This is a genomic window from Bdellovibrionota bacterium (assembly GCA_035292885.1).
In the GTDB taxonomy this organism is placed as follows: domain Bacteria; phylum Bdellovibrionota_G; class JALEGL01; order JALEGL01; family DATDPG01; genus DATDPG01.
On record DATDPG010000098.1, the window covers coordinates 13,221 to 28,194 of the forward strand.

The following is a 14,974-nucleotide window of genomic DNA, read 5'->3' on the forward strand; positions in this document are numbered from 1 at the left end:
AATCGTTTCGCTGATCAAGGGGAAGCAGGATCTTGCGAGGTTCAAGGATCTGAATTGGGAAGGAAACTTTGAAGATTATATAAAGGTGATCGAGAAGGATCCCCGCGTCGCGCGCACGGCGTTTCAGCGGGTTTACGACATGATTCTGTCGTACGGTTCCGAGGAATACGTCGACGGGAAAAAGAAGATCACGCGCTTCCACTTCTTTTCCGATCCGATCGCCGACGGAAAGGACGCCGTCTTCGGCCTCGATATTTCACTTCAAAAGATGCTGAACATTTTCAAGAGCGCGGCCAACAGTTACGGCACCGAGCGGCGCGTGCTCCTGCTGCACGGGCCGGTCGGTTCGGCCAAATCGACGATCGTCCGCTTGCTTAAAAAGGGCCTGGAAGAATATTCCCGACGGCCGGAAGGGGCGCTCTTTACGTTCACCTGGAAAATCAACAAAGACACCGGACCGCACGGGATTTTGGACGTGGACGAGATGCGTTGCCCGATGCACGAAGATCCGCTGCACCTGATTCCAAACGAATTCCGAAACGACGTCATGGAACAACTGAATCGGAACACCAAGGGCGATCGCCGGGTCGTCATCGACGGAGATCTCTGCCCCGCGTGCCGCCAAGTTTATAAGGAGCTGCTGCGCCACTATCAGGGTGACTGGACGAAAGTGATCGGCCACGTGGTGGTGCGTCGTCTGCTCCTCTCGGAACGCGACCGAATCGGGGTCGGAACGTTCCAGCCGAAAGACGAGAAGAATCAGGATTCGACCGAGCTGACCGGCGACATCAATTACCGGAAAATCGCCCAGTACGGTTCGGATTCCGACCCGCGCGCGTTTAACTTCGACGGCGAATTCAACATCGCCAACCGCGGGATCATTGAATTCGTCGAGGTCCTCAAACTCGACGTGGCGTTCTTGTACGACCTCTTGGGCGCGTCCCAGGAACACAAGGTGAAGCCGAAGAAGTTCCCGCAGACCGATATCGACGAAGTCATCATCGGGCACACCAACGAGCCGGAGTACAAAAAGCTTCAGAACAACGAGTTTATGGAAGCGCTCCGAGACCGGACGGTGAAAATCGATATTCCGTACATCACGAAACTCACGGAAGAGGTGAAGATCTATAAGAAGGATTACAACCTCAAGAAAATCAAAGCGAAGCACATCGCCCCCCACACGCTGGAAATGGCGGCGATGTGGGCGATTCTGACACGGCTGGAAGAGCCGAAAAAGGCGAACCTCACGCTTCTTCAGAAATTGAAGCTCTATGATGGAAAGAGCCTGGCCGGATTCACGGAAGAGAATATCCGCGAACTCCGTAAAGAATCGCAACGAGAGGGAATGGAAGGGATCTCGCCGCGATACATCCAGGACAAGATTTCGAACGCGCTCGTGGACGAGAAGAACGAGGCGTGCGTCAATCCGTTCATGGTTCTCAATGAACTGGAAGCGGGATTGAAACATCACTCGCTCATCGCGAACGAGGATATGCGCAAGCGTTTCCGCGAGCTGATCAGCACCGTCAAGCAGGAATACGAAGATATCGTCAAAAACGAAGTGCAGCGGGCGATATCCGCCGATGAGGACTCGATCTCCAAACTCTGCGGGAATTACATCGACAACGTCAAAGCGTACACGCAGCGGGAGAAGGTGCGGAACAAATACACCGGAACGACCGAGGAACCGGATGAGCGCCTGATGCGGTCGATCGAGGAGAAAATCGACATTCCGGAATCGAGAAAAGACGATTTCCGCCGGGAGATCATGAACTACATCGGCGCGCTGGCGCTGGACGGCAAGACGTTCACTTACAAGACCAACGAACGGCTGCATAAGGCGTTGGAGCTCAAACTCTTCGAGGACCAGAAAGATTCGATCAAGCTGACCAGCTTGGTGTCGTCCGTCGTGGATAAGGATACGCAGGAGAAAATCGACGTCGTTAAGAAGCGAATGATCAATAACTACGGTTATTGCGACACCTGTTCAACCGACGTTTTAAACTTCGTGGCGTCGATTTTCGCCCGTGGGGACATTAAGGCCGAACGCTAACGGACAATAATGGAAACGAAACGCCTAGCTTTTCGCAGATCAAGAAGGACGCGCACGGACGGACCGGAGCATACCGATAAACGTATGTGAGGACCGCCCGTACGCGTCCGACGCAGAGCTGCGGAAAGATCGGCGTTTCCATCAACCATGGCATTGAAGATAGATAACGACTACAACCGCTTTAAGCAGATTGTTCGCGGCAAAATCAAACGCGACCTTCGGAAATATATGTCTTCCGGAGAGATGATCGGAAAGAAGGGAAAGGATCTCGTTTCGATCCCCATTTCTCGCATCGACATCCCTCATTTTTCGCATAATCCCCGGAAGATGGGCGGCGTGGGCCAAGGCGAGGGCGAGGTGGGAACAGTCCTCGGGCCCGGTGATCCGAAGGACGGCTCCGGGCAGGCCGGTTCTCTTCCCGGCCATCACATTCTGGAGGTCGACGTATCGCTCGACGAGCTGGCCCGAATTCTGGCGGAAGAACTCGAACTTCCCAAAATTGAACCCAAAGGACAGCGGAAGAACATCACCAGCCACAAAGAGAAATATTCCGGCATTCATCGCGCGGGTCCTGAGTCCCTCCGCCATTTCAAGCGAACGTTCAAGCATGCGCTCCGGCGCCAGATCGCGACCGGCCAGTACGATCCGGACAATCCGGTCATCGTCCCGGTTCGAGAGGACAAACGATATCGCTCTTGGAAACTCGTCCCGCAACCGGTCTCCAATGCGCTCATTATTTATGTGATGGACGTTTCCGGCTCGATGGGGACCGAGCAAAAGGAAATCGTGCGCACGGAGAGCTTTTGGATCGACACCTGGCTTCGAAGCCAGTACCGCGGCCTGGAGTCGAGATACATCATTCACGACGCGACCGCGCGGGAAGTCGACAGCGATACGTTCTACCACACGCGCGAGTCGGGCGGCACGATCATCTCCTCGGCGTACAAACTGTGCGACCGACTGATCAGCGAGGAATACGATTTTTCCGAGTGGAACATCTACGTGTTTCATTTTTCGGACGGCGACAATTGGTCGGGCGAGGATACGGCCCTTTGCCTGCAAATTCTCCGCGACCGGATTTTGTCGAGGGTCAATCTCTTCTGTTACGGCCAGGTGGAGTCCCAATACGGCTCGGGTCAGTTCCTCAAAGACCTTCACGAGCACATGGAAGGCAGCGAGAATCTGATTACGTCCAAAATCGACAGCCGCGAGGATATTTACGATTCGATCAAGACGTTTCTCGGGAAGGGAAAATAGTGGCCGACCTGATGATTCAGCTGATCAAGGTCCGCGAGGAGATCGAGAAATACGCGCGCGATTTCGGCCTCGATTTCTACCCCGTCATCTTCGAGGTCCTCGAATACGACGAAATGAACCAGGTGGCGGCGTTCGGCGGGTTTCCCACCCGATATCCCCATTGGTCGTTCGGCATGGAATACGAACAACTTTCAAAAGGCTACGAGTTCGGCCTTTCGAAAATCTATGAGATGGTGATCAACAACAACCCCTGTTACTCCTACCTGCTCAAATCCAATCCCTTGGTCGACCAGAAGCTGGTCATGGCGCACGTCTACGCGCACTGCGACTTTTTCAAAAACAACGCCTATTTCGTCCACACCAACCGGAAGATGATCGACGAAATGGCGAATCACGGCACGCGGATTCGCCGTTACATCGATAGATTCGGCTTTGAACCGGTGGAACAATTTCTGGATGTCTGTCTTTCCCTCGACAACTTGATCGATCATCACTCCACGGCGATCGTCCGCCCCTATGCCGATCCTCACCAACCGGACGCGAGCGATGAAGAGGAAGAACGCGCCGTCCGGCCGGTGGTACCTCGCCTCAAGAGCAAAGATTACATGGACACGTACATCAATCCGCAGGAATTCATGGATTTTCAGAAGAAGAAAATCGAGGATCGGCGCAAAGTGCAGTTGAAGTTTCCCGCTTCGCCGGTACGGGACGTCATGCTTTTTTTGATCGATCACGCTCCGCTGACCCGTTGGCAGCGGGACATTCTTTCGTTCATCCGAGAAGAGGCTTACTACTTTTCGCCCCAGGCCCAGACCAAAATCATGAACGAGGGGTGGGCAAGCTACTGGCATTCCACCATCATGACGCAGAAAGCTTTGAGAGGTTCCGAATTGATCGACTACGCCGATCACCACTCGGGAACGTTGGCCACGAGTCCCGGCCGACTCAACCCGTATAAACTCGGAATCGAGCTCTTCCGCGACATTGAAGACCGCTGGAACAAAGGGAAATTCGGAAAAGAATTCGACGACTGCACCAGCCTGGTCGGAAAAAAGAACTGGGACAGGAAACTTGGGTTGGGACGACAGAAAATCTTCGAAGTGCGCCGCGTGTACAACGACATCACGTTCCTCGACACGTTCTTGACCGAGGAGTTCTGTTTCAATCAGAAGCTCTTCTCCTTCGATTTCAACCCGCAGACCGGAAATTATGAAATCGCTTCGCGGGAGTTCCAGCAGATCAAAAAGAAGGTTCTCTTTTCCCTGACCAACCTGGGACAGCCGATTGTTTACGTCGAGGACGGGAATTTCGAAAACCGAGGGGAAATCCTCTTGCGCCATAAGCACGAAGGCATGGACCTTCGAATCGACTGGGCGCGCGACACGCTCAAAAACATCCAGACCGTATGGAAGCGCCCCGTTCATCTCTTGACCGTCATGGATGGAAAAGGGAAGCTTCTCGGCTTCGATGGAAAAGAATTTTCGGAACGAAACACCGGCACCGAAGATGCGGCCTTGGAGGCGTAAACGCGCCATCTCTCTCCTTTGGGGGCCCCTCCCCCTTTTTTTTCTGGCTCCCGTCGCCGCCTCTACGCTCGTAGACCAAACGGTCGCCGTCGTAGGCAAAAGGGTCCTGACGTTGCATGACGTGGAAGTCGATTACGTGCTCTCCCATGTCGCCGATAAAGAACGCCTCCCGACGGTGGGCGATATTCGCTCCGATCCGAATACCTTCGATCGGGCCCTGCGAACTCTCGTCAGCAAAGCCCTGATTCAGAACTATGTGGAAAACACCGGACTCCTTCTAAAAGCTCCTCCGGAAAAAATCGCTCGAACGAAAGCCGATCTGCGCAGGTTGTTTTCTTCGGAACCCGATATGAATGATTTTTTATCCCGAAATGGAATCGAGCCGAGCGACGTCGACCGATTTGCGGCGGAGCACGCCCGATCGGAACAGTTCATGGAGGAACATGTGGCGGGGCGCGTGACGTTGAATGAAGCGGAAATGCGGGCTTTTTACGACCGCGAAAAAAACAGCCGTTTTCTTGGCAAATCGTACGAAAACGTAGAAAACTTGGTGCGCACTCAACTCCTGCGGGAGAAGATCAAAAAGGAATTTGAGAAATGGCGCGACACCGAGATGCGGCGGACCGATATCGTATTGCTCCCCGTGGATCTTCCCCAAAAGGGTTAGCGGCGTTCGCCTTTTCTCCTCTCCGTCCGGATGATGTCGGGCGGATCTCCGAAATTGAAAAACTCTGTTTTCGATACCCTTGGTCGCGGCAATCCTTTGAAGAGGTCGTGCAAAGCCGGACGTTCGGGACCATCGCCGCTCGAGATCGCGGCGATACCGTCATCGGTTACATTATCTTTTCGGAAGTGGTCGATGAACTGCACGTTCTTAACGTCGCCGTTCACCCCGAGTACCGCAGGCGCGGGATCGCCACGGCTCTTCTGACGTCACTGCACAAAATGGCGCTTGAGCGGGGGAGGGCGTTCGCTTATCTGGAGGTTCGGGAATCCAACAAGGCGGCCCAGGCGTTGTACCTGAAGTTCGGTTACAAGCCTCTCACGAAACGAAAGGCGTACTATTCGGATAATCATGAGGACGCGGTCATCATGACGGCGCCGCTGAAAAAGAGGTTTTTTTCCCGATGAGCACGAGGGCGAAAGAGTGGGTCGGCGTCGTCACCGGCAAGAGAGAGGCGGGGGGGTTTCATGTCCTGACGCTTCGGCTTCCGGCGGCGTTTCCGAACGCACCGGCGGGCACTTTCTTGATGCTCTCCGTCGGTCATGAACCGGAAACGCTTCTCCGAAGGCCGATGGCGTTTTACGACATCCGCAAAGCGCGGCGCGGCACCGCCGTCGATATTCTCTATGCGATCGTCGGCAAAGGAACAAAGGAAATGACCGCTCTCAAGAAGGGAACTCCGCTCTCGCTCCTCGGCCCGATCGGGAACCATTTTTCGAAACCTTCGGCCGACGAAGATGTAACGGTGGTGGCGGGAGGTGTGGGGATCGCTCCCTTCTTGTTGTGGGGCCGACAATCGACCTCGGCGCAAAGAAAACGGAGTCGTGTTCTTCTCGGCTTTCGAAATCGCAGCCAACTACCGATCGCAAAAGATTTTCGAAAGGTCGGCGTTCGGCCCGTTTGCGCCGTCGAAGGTGCTGGAGGAGATTTCCGAGGGACGGTCGTCGATCTCTTGGAGCAGGAACTCAGAAACTCGAAACCGGATCGAATCCTGACCTGCGGGCCCGAAATCATGATGCAGCGCGTATGCGACGCGGCCATGAAGAAAGGGATTCCCGTGGAACTTTCGTTGGAAACGAAGATGGGATGCGGTGTGGGAGCTTGTTTGAGCTGCGTCACCCCGTACCCGAAACGTGACGGTACCGCAGGCTATGCCCTCGCCTGCCAGGACGGTCCGATCTTTGTAACCCATTGAAATCGCATGGAAAGATCGATATACTTACGTTTCATCGGAAGAACGTCGATCTTTTTTTCAACCCCGACTAGGAGTTCTCGTGCGCCTATCCATCCGTACGAAATTGACCTTTGTTATTTTGATCCTCCTTCTCTTGTCCCTCGTCCCGGTAGCGTTCAAAGGAATGGATTTTTTCCGCTCGGACAAGGAGAAATCGCTTCAAGATTTTAACGCTCAAACAGTCGGAGTTCAGGCCCGTGAAATCGCGAAGGCTCTTCAATCTCGGCAGAGGTCGTTGACGGTGATGGCGTTCGCCGGTGGAGGAGACAATCTTCGTCCTGTTTTTGAGGCCCAGTTCCAACATGACTACTGGGTCGGGACATTCACTCTCGCAGGCTCCGCCCTGCAGCCGGGCAAAATTCTTCGACCAAAATCGAATGAGAGCGGGGAGAGCCCGGAAAAAATCGCGGCCGATCCCAATGTGATGCGGCGCCTGGAGAAACTACCCGTCGGGGAGATCCGTCTCATGCGCCGGATTCCGGAAAGCGGGCGGCCCTCGGTCCTCTTTGCCACGCGCCTCAACAACAACGTCTTCGGCATGACGCTTGGCCCGCCGGAGTCGCTTTACGATTATCGGTCGAAAACCAAGATCTATTCCGTGTACCTCATCGACGCGAACGGGGATTTGATCTTTCACAGTGATGCCGCTTCGCTTCCCAAGGGTGTTTCTTACAAATTTCATCCGCTCGTGGCTCTCCTCGGCCGAACGGGCGTGGATATCGGCGGAGCGACCGCCAATTACCGGGACCCGGCCGCGAACGAAAAGGTGATCGGCGCGTTCGCTCCGCTTGGGCTGGCCGATGCCGGACTCGTCGTGCAAATTCCCAAGAAAGCGGCGTTCGCGGCGGCCGGCGACCTGATCAGTCGCTTTATGTTCATGATCCTCTTGATCTTCACCGGAGCGGTGGCCATCGGACTCGTCTTCGCCGCATCCCTTACCCGTCCGATTCGAAAGCTCGCCGGCATGACGTCCAAAATCGGGAAAGGAGAATTCGAAGTGAATGTGACGATTTCATCGAAAGATGAGATCGGCGACCTGACGCGGGCATTCAACCAAATGGGCACGGAACTCAAGGAACGCGATGCACGCCTCGAACACGCGAAGAAACAGCTGATCCAATCGGAAAAGATGTCGGCCTTCGGGCAGATGAGCGCCGGCATCGCGCACGAAGTCAAGAATCCGCTGGCCGGGATTTTAGGATACGCCCAACTCGCGAAGAAAAAAGCGACGCCGGAAAGCGGCATGGACAAATATCTCGACATCATCGAAAAAGAGACGAAACGCTGCAAAGACATCGTAGAAAACCTGATGCGTTTTGCACGGCAGGAAAAGACGGAGTTTCTCGATTTCGACGTCAACCAAGCCGTTCGGGATTCCGTGGCGTTGGTGGACCATCAAGTCACCATCTCCGGGATCAAAATCGAACGGAACTTCTGCCCGGACGGAACAATCGCTCCGGTTTTCGGGAACGCCAACCAGATCCAGCAAGTTCTCACCAATCTGATGCTCAACGCCCAACAGGCGATGAAAGAGGCCGGTACGCTGACGGTAAGCACACGCAAAGGGGAGAACGGCTGGGCGGAGATTCTGGTCGCCGACACCGGTATGGGCATTCCAAAGGAAAACCTGGAGAAAATCTTCGAGCCTTTTTTCACCACCAAACCGGCCGGCCAAGGGACCGGACTGGGGCTGGCCGTAACGTTCGGAATCATTCGGAGCCATAATGGTGAAATAAAAGTTGGTAGCGAAGTCGGAAAGGGGACAACATTCACCGTACGGCTTCCCACCAAGGAGGCGCCGGCGAAAGATGGGTAAGAACCCCTTTAACGTACTGGTCGCGGACGACGAAGAGTCGCTCCGTGGAATTGTCACCGAAGTTCTGACCGACGGCGGTTATGCCGTAGACTCCGCGATCAACGGCAAACAAGCTCTCGAAATGGTCAAGGGGGAGAAGCAGTACCACGTCGTCATTACGGACATTCGAATGCCGGAAATGACCGGCATCGAGCTCCTCGAAAAAATCAAAGAACACGACCCGACGATTCAGGTGGTCATCATGACGAGCCACGGCTCCCTCGATACGGCCATCAAGGCGATCCGGCTCGGAGCTTATGACTATCTCACGAAGCCGTTTGAGGACCTCGACGTGATTACGACCGTCATCAACCGAACGGTCGAAAAACTCCGCCTCGAACGGGAAGTCAAACGCCTCGTCGACGAACTGAAACGGAGAAATGAGGACGTCGAAGCGCTTTACGATTGCACCGCTCAGCTGGCCACAACGTTGGACGGAGAAGAGATTCTCTCGAAGGCTACTTCTTTCTTCACACGCCTCGGCCGCAGCCCAAAAGCGATCTATTTCCTCTATGACGCCGAAAAGGAGGTTCTGGCCGGCTCTAAAGCCTTCGGCTGGAAAGAAGGAAAAATTGAAGACCTCACATTCGAATTGAAAGGGGCGAAATCGGTCGCAAACTATTTTAAGACGATCGACGACGACACGGAACTGAAAAAGCGGATGGCGCTGACCCCCGTTCCGGAACGGCTCTTGCTCCTGCCGTTGCATTCGGATGAAAAAATCGTCGGCGTTTTCGCCGTGACCAAGAACGAAGCGTGGGGTGCCGACGACCGCGCGCTTCTCACGCAATTCGCGGGGAACGTCTCTACACAGGTGGGGAAAGCGAAGCTGCACGATCGAGTGACCGCACTGGCCGTGCACGACGGCTTAACGGGCCTTTTCAATCATCGCTATTTCCAAAATTCGCTGCAGCAGGAATTGGAACGAGCCAAACGATTTAAAAAGAAATTCTGTCTCATCCTCTTCGACGTCGATCACTTCAAAAAATACAACGATATCAACGGCCACCCGATGGGAGACCGGCTTCTAAAGGGTGTGGCTCAGCTCATGATGGAGGCGATCCGCAAGATCGACGTCGCCGCCCGGTACGGCGGTGAAGAGTTCGTGATCATCACGGCGGAGACCGATCACAAAGGAACCATGATCTTGGCCGATCGATTGCGTGAAACGATCGCCAATCACCCGTTTCATAACCGAGAAAAGCAGCCGGACAAGATTGTGAGCGTCTCCATGGGTGTCGCCGAATACCCGACTCACGGTGAAACCAAAGAGCTTTTGATCGAGGCTGCCGACAAAGCCCTCTATCGCGCCAAAAAGGAAGGAAGAAACCGAGTTTTCTTGGCGTCCTGAGTCCGACATATCTTGATAGCCGGACGCCGCCGCATCCCGGCTGGCTGCGTTGCTCCTCCTCGGCGTACGGCCTCGCAAGTACGCCTTCGTCGTCGCGCCTTGCCATCCGGGCGCATCGACGTCCTTTGTTATCAAGCTACGTCGGACTCAGAACGCTAGCGGGAAAGTGATTTCTTGAGGACAACGATCTCGGTAATCTCGTCTTTCTCCACGACGAACGTAATCCCTTCCCCCAAGTAAAATTGCCGCCCCTTCGCCGATTTGCGCACAGTCCACGTTCCTTTTCCCACCAAAACATTTTCGGACGTGCCGACGCGAAGCTGATCCTCCGTGTGATCCACCCGATTCCGAACGAAAATTTCGTTTAGTTTCCGGTCTTGCACGGTAAAGGCAAAACGGAGCCCGCGTTCGCGGTTTTCCCGAAAATCCCGTTCGGGCCTATAGCCGAGCGGAAGCAGAAATTCGTACGCTGGATCGATCGCGCGAGTCGGCGTGGATAGGCGAAGTCTCGAACGGACCGACTCGACGCCGGTTCCGATTTCAAACGCCCCAACCCTTTTGCCGGGTACGATCAAGTGATCGTCGCCGCCCACAATGGAATCTGCCGCCGGGTGATTTTTCGCCCTCTCTGGCCGTAAGCCGAGCTTCTGAAATACGGGTTGGGTGTCCGCTTCCACGGTCGTCGCAACGGTTCTCACCGGTTGCAAAACAGTTCGGCATTGCGCCCATCCGACGACGCCGGAGAAGCCGAGCCATACTAAGATCGCCGCCAGGAATGAGCGCGCCACACGGCCATGATACGGAAGGCGGCTCTCCGCCGTCAAAATCATTGACGGAAAGCTCCTCGCTCGTTAGGAATAATCAGAGGAAGTCGTCGTCTGTTGGTTTTTGTTTGGTTTTCGGGAGGAAGTTCATGGCGCAGGGCAAGGTGAAGTGGTTTAACGACAGCAAAGGTTTTGGTTTCATCATCCCCAACGACCAACCTAAGGACGTGTTTGTTCATTTCTCGGCGATTCTGGGCGAGGGCTTTAAGACCCTCCGAGAGGGCGAAGAAGTCATCTTCGATGTCTCCGAAGGGCCGAAAGGGTTGTTCGCCGTCAACGTGACTCGGTCGAGTAATACCACCCAATAATCCCCGAAGCTTTCGTTTCTCGGCTTGCACTGTAACCCGGCAACCGTAAAATACGGTCCGTGGTGTCGGGTGGAAAATTCCATCTCGTTTTCTCCGCGACGGGAAGCCGAAAAAACGCGCGAAAGATCGCCCAAATGCTGGTGGATCGGCGTTTGGCCGCATGTGTCAACATCGTGCCCGGAGTCCAGTCCCTTTTTCGATGGAAGGGGAAACGGCGGGATGAGCGGGAATGTTTGATCTTGATCAAGACACGAAAGAGCCTGCTTCCCCAAATCGAACGAGCACTCCGGAAATATCATGCGTATGAGCTGCCGGAATTGATTAGCTTGCCCCTGGGGAAAGGTTCTGCTTTGTATCTTGAGTGGATCGCCCAATCGACCTCGAAAAGCGAAAGGAAGTGAACGATGCCAAGAATCGGAGTCTTGACCGGCGGCGGTGATGCTCCCGGCTTGAATGCCGCGATCCGCGCGATTGTTCGAACGGCGGCGACGCATAAGATCGATGTCCTTGGAATTCGCCTCGGTTGGAAAGGGTTGCTGACGAACGACACCATGCCTTTGACCCTGGATCGTATCGACGAACTTCTTTATCGGGGCGGGACGGTTCTCGGCACATCCCGCACGAATCCGTATAAAGAAAAGGACGGACCCGGCCAAGTTCGAAAAACGCTGGCTTCAAATCATCTGGATGCGCTGATCGCGATGGGCGGAGAGGACACGATCGGCGTAGCGGCCAAATTATTTGCGGAGGGCTTGCCGATCGTCGGCGTTCCCAAGACGATCGACAACGACCTGGACGCCACGCAGTTTACGATCGGCTTTCACACGGCCCTCGACATTGTCACGGAGGCGATGGACCGCCTTCGAACTACGGCGGAATCCCACGACCGCGTCATGATCGTGGAGATCATGGGCCGACACGCCGGTTGGCTGGCGGCGTACGCCGGAATCGCAGGCGGCGCCGACGCCGTCTTGGTCCCGGAGTTCCCGACAAAACTTCAGGACCTCTGCAATATCCTCCGCAAATGCCGTGACCGCGGAAAAAACTATTGCCTAATAGCCGTGGCGGAAGGAGCCGAGGTGATCGGCGAAAACGGCGAGAAAATCTCGAGCCAGTCCGAAGCGCCCGTGGATGCGTTCGGCCACGTGCAGTTGGGAGGCATTGCCGATCGCCTGAAGGACCTCGTGAAGAAAAAAACCGGCTACGACACCCGCTCGACTATCCTCGGACACGTCCAGCGGGGCGGTTCGCCCACGGCGTTCGATCGGATCTTGGCGACGGCATTCGGTGTAAGAGCTGTGGAGTTGGTGAAAAAGAAGGAGTTCGGAAAAATGCCGGCGCTGGTGGGCGGCCAGATCACGGCCGTTCCGCTGTCGGATGCCGTAGCCCGGTTGAAAACGCTTACTCCGGAAGTGTACCAGCTCGCGCAGGTATTTTTTGGCTAAGTGGCTGATTCAGCTTTCGGCGGCCACCGTTCTTCTCGCCGTCGGAATCCAGTTTGCCGAGCGCTATTTCAGTCCTCCGGTCCGCCTCGGCCTCTCTGTCGTCTTCGGCCTGATATGGGTGATCGCGGGACTCAAAGCGGTTCTTCTGCGATCCAAAGGGATCCAGGGATCGTATGCGGCGGTCGAGCGAAACATACGGATCATCGGAATTCTCCTCTTGGTCTTCGGCCTCTTATGGATAGGGGTTTCCTACTATCAGTTTGAGTCCCAAGCTAAACAAATAGAATCTCGGACGTTGGACCTAAAAGCGAATTGATTTCGCTCAACATGGAGTCCGACGGCGCCACGGCAAATTCCCTGGAAAGGGCCAATACAGTCTCCGACTTCCCCGGCAAGCGCAGATGAAGAACGGTCGAGCAGTCCCCCTTGTGGCGGACAAACAGTTCTTTCAAATCCCGAAGTTTGGAATCCGGAACGACCGAAGCGTCCAACGCGATATGAATCGTCCCGGAAAAGAGCTGGGCCGCGTCCTCCAGCCTCGCCGCTTGCGTGGCGATGATCTTGGCCTGCTCTTCGCCGATGTCGACCTTCCCGATGACGAAGATCGGCGCATCGCCTTTAAATACGGCGTTCGTCTGACGGTACAAATCCGAAAAAATGACGAGTTCCACGCTCCCGGAAAGATCTTCGAGCGTGGCGAACGCCATTCGGTCCCCTTTTCGGGTTGTGATCTCCTTGAGCGATCCCACGATCCCGCCGATTCGAACCGTCGATTGGTCGCGAAGCTCGCTTAGCCGCCCGGTGTCGGCGTTGGCGTATCGTCGAAGCGTGTCGGTGTACTTCAGAAGGGGATGCCCGGTGACGTAAAATCCGACGGACTCCTTTTCCCCTCGCAATCGCTCCAATTCGTCCCATTCCCCCGCGCGTACATAGGACATCTTCGGCAACACCTTGGGCGTTCCGGCTCCGAACAAGTTTTCCTGTCCCACGGCCCGGTCGCGCTGGGCCTGTTGAGCCGCGTCCATGGCAAGTTCCACGGTGGCGGTCATCTCGGCCCGCCGGCCCCCCGTGGAATCCAGCGCCCCGCACTTGATCAGGGATTCGATGACCCGTTTGTTCGCGCGGCGGAGGTCGACCCGGCGGCAAAAGTCGAAGAGGTCGACAAAAGGTCCTCCGCTGTCCCGAGCGTTTATAATCGCTTCGATGGCACCCTCGCCCACGTTCTTCACACCCGCCAAACCGAAGCGAATCCTCCCTTCCAGAACGGAGAAGTCGAGCTGACTCTCATTTACGTCGGGGGCGAGCACTTCAATTTCATTTGCGCGGCAATCGGCCAACAGAACGACGATTCGGTCCGTATTGTCGCGATCAATCGACAGACAGGCCGCCATAAACTCCACGGGATAGTGCGTCTTGAAATACGCTGTTTGATAGGAGATCAGAGCGTACGCGGCGGAATGGGATTTGTTAAACCCATACCCGGCGAATTTTGCCATTAAATCGAAAATCTTTTTGGCCTTCGTCTCAGGAATCTTGTTTTTCTCGCACCCTTCCAGAAAACGCGCTTCCTGGTTCGCCATTTCTTCGGGATTTTTCTTTCCCATAGCGCGCCGCAAAAGATCGGCTTCTCCCAACGTGTAATTCGCCAGCGCCGACGCGATCTGCATGACCTGTTCCTGATAAAGAATAACGCCGTACGTATCCTTGAGAATCGGCTCCAGTTGCGGAAGGTCGTACACGATGGGAATTCGGCCATGCTTGCGGTTGATAAAATCCTCCACCATGCCCGAGCCGAGCGGGCCGGGCCGATAGAGGGCGACCAGCGCGATAATGTCCTCAAAAGAAGAGGGTTTGAGTTTGACCACCAGGTCGCGCATCCCGGACGATTCCAGCTGGAAGATGCCTTGCGTGTCGGCCCGGCGGAGGAGTTCGTAAACCTTCGAATCGGCCATGTCGAGGTGCAACAGATCGATTTTCACGCCGTGAGCCGTTTCAATGAGCTTCACGGCACGTTGGAGAAGCGTCAGCGTCTTGAGGCCGAGAAAATCGAACTTGATGAGACCGATCTTCTCCACCCCTTTCATGTCCCACTGCGTGACGACCTCGTCATGCTGGCCTCGATAGAGCGGAACATGCTCCACCAAAGGCCGATCGTCGGAAATCACAACGCCCGCGGCGTGTACGGAAGCGTGCCGCGTCATCCCTTCCAACGCCACGGCCACGGTCAAAAGCTCGTCGATCCGCGGATCTTTTTTGCGAAGCTCCGCGAATTGCGGTTCCTGTTCGAAAGATTCTTCCAGCGTGACGTTCAAGACCGCCGGAACCATCTTCGCCACTCGATCCACTTCGCCGTACGCTAAACCCATCGCTCGCCCCACGTCGCGAATCACGGCTCCC

General features: G+C 55.3%; 14 protein-coding genes. 12 read left to right on the forward strand and 2 right to left on the reverse strand.

What is annotated here, in order from left to right; translation table 11 throughout:
• Position 1: 1 nt before the first annotated feature.
• From VI895_07825 to VI895_07860, 8 genes are all read left to right on the forward strand, one after another.
• Positions 2-2,053 carry a serine protein kinase gene (locus VI895_07825; protein ID HLG19706.1) on the forward strand — a complete coding sequence of 684 codons (2,052 nt, stop codon included), beginning with the start codon at positions 2-4 and terminating at the stop codon, positions 2,051-2,053.
• A 147-nt stretch (positions 2,054-2,200) separates the two neighbouring features.
• Complete coding sequence (locus tag VI895_07830) at positions 2,201-3,310, forward strand: DUF444 family protein (protein ID HLG19707.1); 1,110 nt, start codon at positions 2,201-2,203, stop codon at positions 3,308-3,310.
• Positions 3,311-3,321: 11 nt separating this feature from the next.
• On the forward strand, positions 3,322-4,836 hold the full coding sequence (locus VI895_07835; protein HLG19708.1) for a SpoVR family protein: 1,515 nt from the start codon (positions 3,322-3,324) through the stop codon (positions 4,834-4,836).
• Positions 4,817-5,503, forward strand: coding sequence for a hypothetical protein (locus tag VI895_07840; GenBank protein ID HLG19709.1), 687 nt, complete (start codon positions 4,817-4,819; stop codon positions 5,501-5,503). Before VI895_07835 ends, VI895_07840 begins: the two co-directional genes overlap by 20 nt.
• Positions 5,434-5,967: a ribosomal protein S18-alanine N-acetyltransferase gene (gene rimI / locus VI895_07845; protein ID HLG19710.1), complete on the forward strand. Its 534-nt coding sequence runs from the start codon at positions 5,434-5,436 to the stop codon at positions 5,965-5,967. The genes VI895_07840 and rimI overlap by 70 nt, the downstream gene beginning before the upstream one ends.
• On the forward strand, positions 5,964-6,755 hold the full coding sequence (locus VI895_07850) for a dihydroorotate dehydrogenase electron transfer subunit (GenBank protein HLG19711.1): 792 nt from the start codon (positions 5,964-5,966) through the stop codon (positions 6,753-6,755). The genes rimI and VI895_07850 overlap by 4 nt, the downstream gene beginning before the upstream one ends.
• 103 nt (positions 6,756-6,858) lie before the next feature.
• Positions 6,859-8,610 carry an ATP-binding protein gene (locus VI895_07855; GenBank protein ID HLG19712.1) on the forward strand — a complete coding sequence of 584 codons (1,752 nt, stop codon included), beginning with the start codon at positions 6,859-6,861 and terminating at the stop codon, positions 8,608-8,610.
• Positions 8,603-10,000 (forward strand): diguanylate cyclase, encoded by a 1,398-nt coding sequence (locus VI895_07860; GenBank protein ID HLG19713.1) that lies wholly within the window; start codon positions 8,603-8,605, stop codon positions 9,998-10,000. Before VI895_07855 ends, VI895_07860 begins: the two co-directional genes overlap by 8 nt.
• Positions 10,001-10,155: 155 nt before the next feature.
• Here VI895_07860 and VI895_07865 read toward each other — a convergent pair whose 3' ends face one another.
• Positions 10,156-10,830 carry a hypothetical protein gene (locus VI895_07865; protein ID HLG19714.1) on the reverse strand — a complete coding sequence of 225 codons (675 nt, stop codon included), beginning with the start codon at positions 10,828-10,830 and terminating at the stop codon, positions 10,156-10,158.
• Between the two features lie 83 nt (positions 10,831-10,913).
• Here VI895_07865 and VI895_07870 point away from each other — a divergent pair, with 83 nt between their 5' ends.
• The 4 genes from VI895_07870 to VI895_07885 all read left to right on the forward strand — a co-directional run bounded on the left by VI895_07870 (position 10,914) and on the right by VI895_07885 (position 12,893).
• The gene (locus VI895_07870) at positions 10,914-11,132 is read left to right on the forward strand and encodes a cold-shock protein (GenBank protein HLG19715.1); all 219 of its coding nucleotides are present in this window, start codon (positions 10,914-10,916) and stop codon (positions 11,130-11,132) included.
• A 62-nt stretch (positions 11,133-11,194) separates the two neighbouring features.
• The gene (gene cutA, locus VI895_07875; GenBank protein ID HLG19716.1) at positions 11,195-11,533 is read left to right on the forward strand and encodes a divalent-cation tolerance protein CutA; all 339 of its coding nucleotides are present in this window, start codon (positions 11,195-11,197) and stop codon (positions 11,531-11,533) included.
• Positions 11,534-11,536: 3 nt separating this feature from the next.
• Positions 11,537-12,577 (forward strand): ATP-dependent 6-phosphofructokinase, encoded by a 1,041-nt coding sequence (locus VI895_07880; protein HLG19717.1) that lies wholly within the window; start codon positions 11,537-11,539, stop codon positions 12,575-12,577.
• The gene (locus VI895_07885) at positions 12,570-12,893 is read left to right on the forward strand and encodes a hypothetical protein (GenBank protein HLG19718.1); all 324 of its coding nucleotides are present in this window, start codon (positions 12,570-12,572) and stop codon (positions 12,891-12,893) included. The genes VI895_07880 and VI895_07885 overlap by 8 nt, the downstream gene beginning before the upstream one ends.
• Here the strand turns inward: VI895_07885 and dnaE are convergent.
• On the reverse strand, positions 12,850-14,974 hold a 2,125-nt coding region (dnaE, locus tag VI895_07890), incomplete at its 5' end, for a DNA polymerase III subunit alpha (GenBank protein ID HLG19719.1). The two genes, VI895_07885 and dnaE, sit on opposite strands and share 44 nt — an antisense overlap.

Bases quoted from the DNA above. Each gene is read 5' to 3' on its own strand.
- VI895_07830 (HLG19707.1), top strand. From the start codon at position 2,201: ATGGCATTGAAGATAGATAACGACTACAACCGCTTTAAGCAGATTGTT.
- VI895_07835 (HLG19708.1), top strand. From the start codon at position 3,322: ATGATTCAGCTGATCAAGGTCCGCGAGGAGATCGAGAAATACGCGCGC.
- VI895_07840 (HLG19709.1), top strand. From the start codon at position 4,817: ATGCGGCCTTGGAGGCGTAAACGCGCCATCTCTCTCCTTTGGGGGCCC.
- rimI (HLG19710.1), top strand. From the start codon at position 5,434: ATGGCGCGACACCGAGATGCGGCGGACCGATATCGTATTGCTCCCCGT.
- VI895_07850 (HLG19711.1), top strand. From the start codon at position 5,964: ATGAGCACGAGGGCGAAAGAGTGGGTCGGCGTCGTCACCGGCAAGAGA.
- VI895_07860 (HLG19713.1), top strand. From the start codon at position 8,603: ATGGGTAAGAACCCCTTTAACGTACTGGTCGCGGACGACGAAGAGTCG.
- VI895_07865 (HLG19714.1), bottom strand. From the start codon at position 10,830: ATGATTTTGACGGCGGAGAGCCGCCTTCCGTATCATGGCCGTGTGGCG.
- VI895_07870 (HLG19715.1), top strand. From the start codon at position 10,914: ATGGCGCAGGGCAAGGTGAAGTGGTTTAACGACAGCAAAGGTTTTGGT.
- VI895_07880 (HLG19717.1), top strand. From the start codon at position 11,537: ATGCCAAGAATCGGAGTCTTGACCGGCGGCGGTGATGCTCCCGGCTTG.